This window comes from Anaeromyxobacter sp. PSR-1 (genome assembly GCF_000964525.1).
Lineage (GTDB): Bacteria > Myxococcota > Myxococcia > Myxococcales > Anaeromyxobacteraceae > Anaeromyxobacter.
On sequence record NZ_BAZG01000170.1, the window covers coordinates 1 to 9,715 of the forward strand.

Here is a 9,715-nt window from a genome sequence, read left to right on the forward strand (position 1 = left end):
GCTCGAGCCGCGCCCCGAGCGACGGCCCGTAGTAGGTCCGCGGCGTCTCCCCGCGCTCCGAGGCCATCATCCGCGGCGTCTCCACGTAGCCGACGTACCCGTTCACGAGCGAGACGATCTGCGCGCCCGGCCCGGCCGCGCGGCGCCAGGCCTCGGCGACCTCGGAGACCGGCTCTCCGGGCACCGCCACCAGCACGAGCCCGCCGAGCCGCAGCGCCTCCACGTCGGCGCGCGCCGGCATGGTGTCCCAGGACGCGTTGCTCGCGGCGCGGCGCAGGAGCGGCGGGACGGCCCCGGGATCCGGCGCGGGCAGCGGCACGTCGGCGGTGGCGAAGGCGATCGCGGGCGCGGGGTCCGGCGCCGAGTAGGCGAGCCCGTCCACCGCGCGCGCGAACGCGTCGCCGTAGCGATCGGTGGGGGTGCCCTCCGGGCCCTTCACCGGCGTCGCCGCCTGGTCGCCGAGCGCGCCCTGGAAGAAGAGCCGCACGCCGTGGCCGCCGCCGGCGAGGTAGCGGCCCGGCCAGTCGCCGGAGATGAGCAGGTTCGCGCGGCCGAGCGTGGTCGGGTGCGCGGCGAAGACCGCCACCTCGGAGACCGGCGTGCCGTCCGGCCGGTCGATCCGCACCACGGTGAGGCGGGCCTCGACCGGCCCCACGGTCCGGTTGTAGGCGAGCTCCTCGGCGCGCCCCTCGCCCACCGAGAGCCGCGCCGGGCCGGAGGCCGCCGCGGCGGCGCGGATGGCCTCGGCGATCCCGCCGGCGATGCGATCGCGGAGCACCGGGTCGAACGGGCCGGTGGCGATGTGCTCGCCGAACACGTGATCCCAGTAGCCGCCCGGGCCGGAGTGCGTGTGGGTGGCGCCGACGAGGAGCCCGTCGAGCGGGACGTCGCCCAGCCGCGCGCGCACCGCCACCTCGAGCGCCTCCGGGACGAGCAGGATCTCCGCGGAGGCGAGCGCGAAGCGGCACTCGCCGGCCGAGAGGACGAGCGCGCGGGCGCCCACCGGATCGCGGACCCCCTCGCTCGCGTACCGGAGCCGGGCGAAGCCGCCGATCGGCACGCCGGGCGGCAGCTCGAAGGTCGCCGCGGCGGCGCCGGCGGACAGCGGACCCTGGCAGCGGCGCACGGCCGTCACGCGGGGCGCCTCCGCGGGCCGGTCGCCGTGCCACGGGAGGGAGGCGACGGCGAGGATCGCGGCGGGAATTCCCAGGAGGAACGCGGCCGCGAGGAGGAGTCGTCTGGCGGGAGGCATTTTCAAGCGTGGATCGTTATACTCCCGCGCCTCATGGGGTACGACGCCGTCTACGACAAGCTGAAGGACGAGTGCGGCGTCTTCGGGATCTGGGCGGTGGGCCAGTCCGAAGAGGCCGCCAACTTCACCTACCTCGGCCTGCACGCGCTGCAGCACCGCGGGCAGGAATCCGCGGGCATCGTCTCGAGCGACGGCGAGACGCTCCACACCCACCGCGACATGGGCCTCGTCGCGGACATCTTCGACGCGGGCGTCCTCTCCACCCTCAAAGGCGGGGCCGCCATCGGCCACGTCCGCTACTCGACGACCGGCGCCTCCCACCTCAAGAACGCCCAGCCGCTCGCGGTCCAGTACGCCGGCGGCCCGGTGGCGCTCGCGCACAACGGCAACCTGGTGAACGCCGAGGCGCTCCGCGCCGAGCTGGAGGCGCAGGGCTCGATCTTCACCGCCTCCACCGACTCCGAGGTGATCGTCCACCTCATCGCCCGCGCCCGGGCGTCCGGCGCGCCCGGCTCGGCCGAGCAGCTGGTGGGCGCGGTCCGGCAGGCGCTGGGGCGGGTGTCGGGCGCGTACTCGATCCTGTTCCTCACCCCCAAGGTGATGGTGGGCGCGCGGGACCCGATGGGCTTCCGGCCGCTCGTGCTCGGGCGGCTCAAGGGGAGCTGGGTGCTCGCGAGCGAGACCACCGCGCTCGACCTCATCGAGGCCGAGTACGTGCGCGAGGTGGAGCCGGGCGAGCTCGTGATCGTGGACGGGAGCGGGCTGCGCAGCGAGCGGCTCTTCCCGGACGAGCGCCCGCCGGCGCGCCTCGGGCGCTGCGTCTTCGAGCACATCTACTTCGCGCGGCCGGACACGGTGCTGTTCGGCCGGTCGGTGTACGCGGTCCGCCACGGCTTCGGCCGCCAGCTCGCGCGCGAGCACGCGGTCAACGCCGACCTGGTGATCCCGGTCCCGGACTCGGGCGTCCCCGCCGCCATCGGCTACGCCGAGGAGAGCGGCATCCCGTTCGCGATGGGGCTGGTCCGGTCTCACTACGTCGGCCGCACCTTCATCGAGCCGCAGCAGTCCATCCGCCACTTCGGCGTGAAGCTGAAGCTGAACGCGCTGAAGGACGTGCTGAGCGGCAAGCGGGTGGTGGTGGTGGACGACTCGGTGGTGCGCGGCACCACCAGCCGGAAGATCGTGAAGATGCTGCGGTCGGCGGGCGCGCGCGAGGTGCACCTGCGCATCAGCTCGCCGCCCACCGCCTGGCCCTGCTACTACGGCATCGACACGCCGTCGCGGCAGGAGCTGGTCGCGAGCACGCACTCCATCGAGGAGATCGCGACCTACGTCACCGCCGACACGCTCGGCTACCTCTCGCTCGAGGGCATGTACGCGTCCATGGGCGAGGAGCGGACCGGGTTCTGCGACGCCTGCTTCACCGGCGACTACCTGATCCAGTTCCCGAAGCGCACCGCGCCGCCGCCGCTCCGGCTGGTCGGCCAGTAGCACGGCGCCGCCCATTCGCGCGGAGCCCTGCTGCGGCGCACGCTGGCTGCCTGCGCCGGGCAGACTCGTCCCTGCGCTGCTCGACGTGCCTACGGGCACGCCTGCGCTGCTCGGTCCTCGTGTGCCCGGCTCGGCGACGCCATCGTGTGCCTCGCGACGGGCCCCGCGCGAACGGGAGCCGCCATCAGCTCCAGCGCGCCAGCCGCGCCGCCATGGCCGCGATCTCGCGGTCGGCCGGCGCGTGCGCGTGCGCCTCCTCGAAGCGGCGGAGCGCGAGCGCGGTCCGCCCGGCCGCGAGGTGCTCCATGCCCTCCTCGAAGAGCCGCTGCGCCGTCGAGGGCCGGGCCAGCGCCGGCACGCCGGCGGCCGCCTCGGCCGCGGCCAGCGTGGCGCGCCAGCGCTCCGGGCCGGGCGACGCCGCGGCCTCGAGCACCAGGAGCCGCCGCGTCACCAGGCCGAACAGCGCCCCGACGGTCCGCTCCGACGGCGTGCCGCCCAGCGACGCGAGCAGGCCGCCCACCCGGACGCCGGATCCCACCCGCCGCAGCAGCGCCAGCTCGTCCGGCGTGAAGCCCGGCGCCGGCGGCGGCGGCGCGCCCAGGTAGACGCGCGCCTCCAGCGGGAGCCGGTCCGGCGCGCGCCGGGCGGCGGCCGAGACGGCCGGGTCGGCGAGGGCCAGCGCCTGGAACCAGGCGCGGTGCGACGGCGTGCCCTCGAAGGCGAGGCCGAGCCGCCCCGGCGCGCTCGGCCGGGACCACACCACCCGCGCGGCGGTGCGCACCTCGACGCGGAGCGCCGGCAGCGCGAGCGTCACCCGCACCGCGCGCCCCGGCGCGATGCGCCGCCCGGAGATCAGCTGGCACCCGCCGGGCCCGAGGTCGGCGGTCTCGGCCGACCAGCGCCAGAGCCGCTGGCGCACCCGCACCTCGCAGCGCGCGGGGACGCGCGGCGAGGCGCGCGGGTTGTGGATGACGGCGAGGCTCACGGGGTCCGCGGGGGCAGGCGCGCGCAACATGAACGACGAACCCCGCCAGGCCGCAACGGGCATGCGGGGGCCTGTGCTTGGGGCGCGGTGCCCTGGACGCGCGGGCGGGTCGTTCCACCTCGCGGCGACCCCACGCGCCGGGGAGGCGCTGTAGATTCGCGGCATGCGCACGCTGGACGGGCCCCGGGTGGCGGACGGCGAGGTGCTGGTGTACCGGCTGTTCGACGTGGCGGACGCGGTGGACCTCGTGGCCGCCGAGCGCGCCGCGTCCGCGCCGGCGGGCCGCCTGCGGCTGGAGGGCGCCCAGTCCGCCTCCGCGCTCGAGTTCCCGCGGCCGCCGCTGCAGCTCGCGCTCGGCGCGCGCGACCTCCCGCTCGGCGACGGGACGCGGCCGGCCGAGGCGAGCGCGCACGTGTTCGACTACGGCGTGGTCTCGATCCGCTACCGGCTGCCCATCGCGCCCGGCACGAGCCTCGGCGCGCTCGTGCCGCTCGCCGAGGCGCTGTTCGTGGAGCCCTCGCCCGCGCTCGACACGGCGGCGCGCCGCGAGGCGGAGGCGGTGGCGCGCGCGCTCGGCGCCGCGCTGGAGCGCCCGCACGCGTGGGAGGGGCTGGAGAGCTACCAGGTGTTCCTGGTGCGCCGCTTCGAGGAGGGGCCGATCCCGGCCAGCGACCTCCTCTCGGGGGGGCACGTGCCGGAGCTCCTGCTCGGCGAGACCAGCGAGGTGCCGCTCTCCGCGGCGGAGCGGCAGGAGGTCCTGTCCCACCGGTTCTCCTACCTGCAGGACGACCTGGCGGTGGTGCACTGGAACAGCGCCTTCGTCTCCGAGCCTTCGGGGGTGGAGGACATCCCGGACCTGCTCGAGTTCGCGACCGCCCACCTGCTCGAGCTGCGCTACTACGACGCGCTCCTCGACACCGAGCTGCACCGCATCTACGACGAGATCGAGGCGGGCGGCAGCCCGGTCGCGAACGTGTTCACGCGCCGCTACCGCAAGCTCCAGCGGCGCACCGCCGCGCTCCTGCTCGAGCTCTCGGAAATGATCGAAAGGCTGGAAAACGCGGTGAAAATCGTGGGGGACTTCTACCTGGCGCGCCTGTACCAGTCGGCCGTCCGGCGCTTCCGCCTGCCCGCGTGGCAGGAGTCGGTCCTGCGCAAGCAGCGGCTCCTCGCGGAGGTGAACGACCTCATCGGCGACGCCGCCGACACCAGCCGGTCGGAGCTGCTGGAGCTCGCCATCATCCTGCTCATCGTCTTCGAGATCGTGGCCGCCCTCACGTGACTCCGGGTGCTCCCTCCCGCCCGCCTTCCGGGCGGGGGGCGGCGGCCCGGGATCGTCACGATCGGCCCATTTTCCAGGCGATCCGCGCCGCGATGAAGTTGACGTGTGGATCCGGAAGCGATATCTCCGAAGCCATTCGCCGCCTCGAAAACCTTGCGGCGGTGCGAACGGAGGGATCCCCTACATGACGCAGGCTCAGTTCTTCCAGGCGGTGGCCGAGGGCTCGCAGGTCTCGAAGGCGCAGGTGCGCGCGGTGTTCGAGGCGGTCGAGGAGGTGGTGACGAAGCGGCTGAAGGCCGAGGGGAAGATCCCGCTCGGCGGGCTCGGCGCGGTCAAGCTCGTGGACCGCAAGGCCCGCATCGGCCGCAACCCGGCCACGGGCGAGCAGATCAAGATCCCGGCCCGCACCGCCATCAAGCTCACGCCCGCCAAGGCGCTGAAGGACATCTTCAACAAGAAGGCCAAGAAGTAGCCTTCCGGCAGACCGGAGCAACCGCGCCCGCCGGAGCCTTCCGGCGGGCGTTTCCTTTGGTGAATCGCCTCTCCGTGAAAGAGCCCGAGGAGCCCGCCATGCCGATCTCCGTCGTCCCCGCCGACACCGAGCCGCTGCGCCGGCTCGCCCTCGCGCTCCGCGACGAGGTGTTCGTGGCCGAGCAGGGCGTGCCCATGGAGCTCGAGCACGACGCCGAGGACGCGACCGCGTTCCACGTGGTGGCGCTCGACGCGGGCCGCTGCGTCGGCACCGGCCGGCTGGTGCGGCAGGCGGGCGGGGTGGGGCGCGTGGGCCGCATGGCGGTGGCGCGCGATCGCCGCCGCGACGGCGTGGGCGGGCTCGTGCTCCAGGCGCTCGAGGCGCGGGCGCGGCTCGAGGGGCTCGCCGAGATCGAGCTGCACGCGCAGCGCTACGTGGAGGCGTTCTACCGGCGCCACGGCTACGCGCCCGAGGGCGCGCCGTTCCAGGAGGCCGGGATCGAGCACGTGGTGATGCGCAAGCGGCTGTGACGGTCCCTCGACTCCGCGCGGCCTCACGGCCGCGCTACGCTCGGGATGAGCGGGCGGAGTCGAAGTGGCGGCTCAGCCGCGCACGTGCAGCAGCGTGCGGACGGTGCTCATCACGTCCACGAACTGCACCGGCTTCTGCAGGTACACGTCCACGCCCAGGTCGATGGCGCGCGTGCGCGCGTCGGCGGCGCCGGCGCTGATCACCATGATCGGCAGCTCGCCGTACCGCGGGTCGGCGCGGATCCGCTCGATGAGCGCGAAGCCGTCCATCACCGGCATGAACAGGTCGGTGAGCACGAGGTCCACCGCGGGCGGGGCCGCGAGCCGCTCCAGCGCCTGCTGGCCGTTGGTGGCGAACTCGACCGACACATCGAGCGCGTCGCTCCCGCTCCGCAGCCGGCGGAGCGCGTACTCGTACATCTCGACGACGTGCGGGTTGTCCTCGACCACCAGGACCCGGTAGCCGCCCCGGGTCCGGCCGCGCGCGCTCCGCGCCGTCTCGGCGAGCTGCGCGAGCTTCTGCCGATCGGCGGCCCGGTCCGGCGGGATCTGGACCGCCACGCCGGCGGGCCCCGCCTCCCCCGGCGCCCGGCGGCGGACCACCTCGACCTCGACCTCGAAGGGTGCAAGGAGCCCCGGAAAGGAGATCTGCAGGGGAATCCGCGTGCCTGGCTCCAGCTCGCGCTCGGTCCGGATGAAGAGGCCCCCGGCGGAGAGGTTCTCGGTGGCGTCGCGGACGGCGTTGGGAACGCCGGGGTACTCGACCCTAAGGACGAGTGGAACGCGTGGGTCGCGGCGCTGCTCCCGTCCCTCGGTCATGACTTGAGGAGTCGAGTATATCGCTGCGGATCTCCTTGACAATCTTACATGTCCTCACTAGCCTGCCCCGGTTTTCGCCCAGACTTCCCGGACCCTTATGACGAACCCTGCGTCGGTTGGTGCGGTCGAAGAACTGCCCCGTGAGAAGGTCGAGCATTTCGACCGGGAGCTGGCGGGGATCCTGAACCGGTACCCGCCCGATCGGAAGGCTGCCGCGATGATCCCTGCCCTCCGCCTGGGGCAGGAGATCTTCGGCTACCTGTCCCCGGCGGTACAGCGCCTGGCCGCGCAGCGGCTCGGGACGTCGCCGGCGCGCGCCGAAGAGGTCGCGACCTTCTACGTGATGTTCCACACCGAGCCCCCGGGCCGGCACGTGGTCGAGGTCTGCACCAACGTCTCCTGCTGCCTGACCGGCGGCGAGCGCGTCTTCGAGCACCTGAAGAAGAAGCTCGAGCTCGCCAACGGCCAGACCACCCGCGACGGCCGCATCACGCTGCGCGAGGTGGAGTGCCTGGGCTCCTGCGGCACCGCCCCGGCCATGCTGGTGGACGAGGAGATGCACGAGCGGCTCACCATCCAGAAGGTCGACCAGATCGTCGGAGGGCTCAAGTGAGCGAGACGCTCATCCTCTCGAAGCGCTGGGGCAAGCCGGACTCCGCCTCGCTCGCCTCGTACCGGGCCGACGGCGGCTACGGCGCGCTCGACAAGGCCATGGGCGCCGACCCGGCCGCCATCGTGGACGAGGTGAAGAAGTCGAACCTGCGCGGCCGCGGCGGCGCCGGGTTCGCGACCGGCCTCAAGTGGACGTTCCTGCCGAAGGACGTCCGCCCGCGCTACCTCACGGTGAACGCGGACGAGTCCGAGCCGGGCACGTTCAAGGACCGCTACATCATCGAGCACGATCCGCACATGCTGATCGAGGGGATCGCGCTCACCTGCTACGCGCTCGACATCCACCTCGCCTACATCTACATCCGCGGCGAGTTCGCGCGGCAGGCGCGCATCCTCGAGCAGGCCATCCAGGAGGCGCGCGACGCCGGCATCCTCGGCCCGCGCCTGCTCGGCAAGAAGGACTTCCCGCTCGACATCCACGTGCACCGCGGCGCCGGCGCGTACATCTGCGGCGAGGAGTCCGCGCTGCTCGAGTCGCTCGAGGGCAAGAAGGGCTACCCGCGCCTCAAGCCGCCGTTCCCCGCGGTGGTGGGCCTGTGGGGCAAGCCGACCATCATCAACAACGTCGAGACCATCGCGAACGTCCCCTGGATCGTCGCGAACGGCGGCGAGGCGTTCGCCGCGCTCGGCGTGGGCAAGTCGGGCGGCACGCGCCTGTTCGGCGTCTCGGGCCACGTGAACCGGCCGGGCGTCTACGAGAAGCCGGTCCACTACAACCTGAAGAAGCTGATCATGGAGGACGCGGGCGGGATCGTCGGCGGCCGCAAGCTGAAGGCGGTCATCCCCGGCGGCTCCTCCGCGCCGGTGCTCGCCGCGCACGAGATCGACATCTCGCTCGAGTTCGACGCGGTGAAGGCGGCCGGGTCGATGTCCGGCTCGGGCGGCGTGATCGTGTTCGACGAGTCGGTGTGCCTGGTCCGCGCCCTGGCCCGCATCGCGAAGTTCTACGCCGAGGAGAGCTGCGGCCAGTGCACCCCCTGCCGCGAGGGCACCTCGTGGATGGAGGGCATCCTCGAGAAGATCGAGCACGGGCACGCCACCGCCGCCGACGTGGAGAAGCTCGAGCAGGTGGCCGGCAACATCGCCGGCAACACCATCTGCGCGCTGGGCGACGCGGCGGCCATGCCGGTCCAGTCGTTCCTGAAGAAGTTCAAGCCGGAGTTCCTGCGGCACGTCGAGGCGCACCGCTGCCCCATGGGCGAGAGCGGCTGGGGCCTCGACCAGTCCTCGCGTGAAGCCCTCGTCGGGGCGGTGAGGTACTAGGCGATGAGCGTCACGGCAGAGCAGGTCACCTTCTGGGTGTTCGCCATCCCGCTGGTCGCCACCGCGATCGGCGTGATCGTCTCCCGCAGCCCGGTGTACGCCGCGATGAACCTCGTCGCCGCGTTCTTCTTCCTGGCCGGGATCTACGTGCTGCTGGTCGCGCACCTCATCGCGTTCATGCAGATCCTGGTGTACGCGGGCGCGGTCATGGTGCTGTTCCTGTTCGTGATCATGCTGCTCTCGCTCGGCGACGAGCACCTGATCAAGGAACCGCGGCGCGCCATGCAGCTCATCGGCGCGCTCGGCGTGGTGCTGCTCGTGGCGGTGCTCGCCTCGGCCATCGCGCAGGCGCGCACCGGCGAGCTCGCCACGCTCACCGCCGACTTCGGCACCGTGAAGGCGGTCGGCCGGGTGCTCTACACCCAGTTCCTCCTGCCGTTCGAGGTCACCAGCCTCCTGCTGCTCGTGGCGATCGTGGGCGCGGTGGTCGTGGCCAAGGAGCGGATCTAATGCCGGTCGAGTACTACCTCTGGCTCGCCGCGATCCTGTTCGGCATCGGCCTGCTCGGCGTGCTCACGAAGCGCAACGCGCTCATCCTCATGATGAGCGTCGAGCTCATGCTGAACGCGGCCAACCTCACCTTCCTGGCGTTCGCCCGCAGGAGCGGGGACCTCGCCGGGCACGCCATCGCGTTCTTCGTGATCGCGGTGGCGGCGGCCGAGGCGGCGGTCGGCCTGGCGGTGGTCATCGCCATCTACCGGAGCCGCGGCGCCATCAACGTGGACGAGGTCCGGGTCCTCTCCGAGTAGCGCGCTTTCCCGCGGGCCGGCGTGGGCGGACGCGGTAAGCTCCGCGCCATGCTCGCTCGCTGCGCCCGCTGCCAGGCGACGTTCACCACCGACCGGTTCGGCAGGCAGACCTGCCCGCACTGCGGCGCGGAGCTGCTCCT

11 protein-coding genes are annotated in these 9,715 nt (G+C 73.1%); 8 read left to right on the top strand and 3 right to left on the bottom strand.

Annotation, left to right across the window (positions count from 1 at the left end; translation table 11 throughout):
• Positions 1-1,135 (bottom strand): neutral/alkaline non-lysosomal ceramidase N-terminal domain-containing protein (locus PSR1_RS18645; RefSeq protein ID WP_237758140.1); only part of this gene is annotated, 1,135 nt, incomplete at its 3' end.
• Positions 1,136-1,285: 150 nt separating this feature from the next.
• Between PSR1_RS18645 and purF the strand changes: the two genes are divergently transcribed.
• On the top strand, positions 1,286-2,743 hold the full coding sequence (gene purF, locus PSR1_RS18650) for an amidophosphoribosyltransferase (protein ID WP_059438942.1): 1,458 nt from the start codon (positions 1,286-1,288) through the stop codon (positions 2,741-2,743).
• A 184-nt stretch (positions 2,744-2,927) separates the two neighbouring features.
• Here the strand turns inward: purF and PSR1_RS18655 are convergent, their stop codons facing one another.
• Entirely contained in the window at positions 2,928-3,728 is an 801-nt protein-coding gene (locus tag PSR1_RS18655; protein WP_237758141.1) for a PilZ domain-containing protein, read from the bottom strand.
• Between the two features lie 163 nt (positions 3,729-3,891).
• Here PSR1_RS18655 and PSR1_RS18660 point away from each other — a divergent pair, with 163 nt between their 5' ends.
• From PSR1_RS18660 to PSR1_RS18670, 3 genes are all read left to right on the top strand, one after another.
• The gene (locus PSR1_RS18660; RefSeq protein ID WP_059438944.1) at positions 3,892-5,010 is read left to right on the top strand and encodes a hypothetical protein; all 1,119 of its coding nucleotides are present in this window, start codon (positions 3,892-3,894) and stop codon (positions 5,008-5,010) included.
• A gap of 184 nt (positions 5,011-5,194) precedes the next feature.
• A complete protein-coding gene (locus tag PSR1_RS18665; RefSeq protein WP_011423249.1) occupies positions 5,195-5,482 on the top strand; it encodes an HU family DNA-binding protein in 288 nt (95 codons plus the stop codon).
• A gap of 98 nt (positions 5,483-5,580) precedes the next feature.
• A complete protein-coding gene (locus PSR1_RS18670) occupies positions 5,581-6,012 on the top strand; it encodes a GNAT family N-acetyltransferase (protein ID WP_059438945.1) in 432 nt (143 codons plus the stop codon).
• A 72-nt stretch (positions 6,013-6,084) separates the two neighbouring features.
• Here PSR1_RS18670 and PSR1_RS18675 read toward each other — a convergent pair whose 3' ends face one another.
• Positions 6,085-6,831: a TIGR02266 family protein gene (locus PSR1_RS18675; RefSeq protein ID WP_059438946.1), complete on the bottom strand. Its 747-nt coding sequence runs from the start codon at positions 6,829-6,831 to the stop codon at positions 6,085-6,087.
• Between the two features lie 97 nt (positions 6,832-6,928).
• Here PSR1_RS18675 and PSR1_RS18680 point away from each other — a divergent pair, with 97 nt between their 5' ends.
• The 4 genes from PSR1_RS18680 to nuoK are packed head-to-tail and all read left to right on the top strand — an operon-like array spanning position 6,929 to position 9,575.
• Complete coding sequence (locus tag PSR1_RS18680; RefSeq protein WP_059438947.1) at positions 6,929-7,444, top strand: NAD(P)H-dependent oxidoreductase subunit E; 516 nt, start codon at positions 6,929-6,931, stop codon at positions 7,442-7,444.
• Positions 7,441-8,766, top strand: a complete 1,326-nt coding sequence (nuoF, locus tag PSR1_RS18685) for an NADH-quinone oxidoreductase subunit NuoF (RefSeq protein WP_059438948.1) — start codon at positions 7,441-7,443, stop codon at positions 8,764-8,766. The genes PSR1_RS18680 and nuoF overlap by 4 nt, the downstream gene beginning before the upstream one ends.
• A gap of 3 nt (positions 8,767-8,769) precedes the next feature.
• Positions 8,770-9,276, top strand: coding sequence for an NADH-quinone oxidoreductase subunit J (locus PSR1_RS18690; RefSeq protein ID WP_059438949.1), 507 nt, complete (start codon positions 8,770-8,772; stop codon positions 9,274-9,276).
• Positions 9,276-9,575, top strand: coding sequence for an NADH-quinone oxidoreductase subunit NuoK (gene nuoK / locus PSR1_RS18695; protein WP_012528283.1), 300 nt, complete (start codon positions 9,276-9,278; stop codon positions 9,573-9,575). Before PSR1_RS18690 ends, nuoK begins: the two co-directional genes overlap by 1 nt.
• Positions 9,576-9,715: the final 140 nt, after the last annotated feature.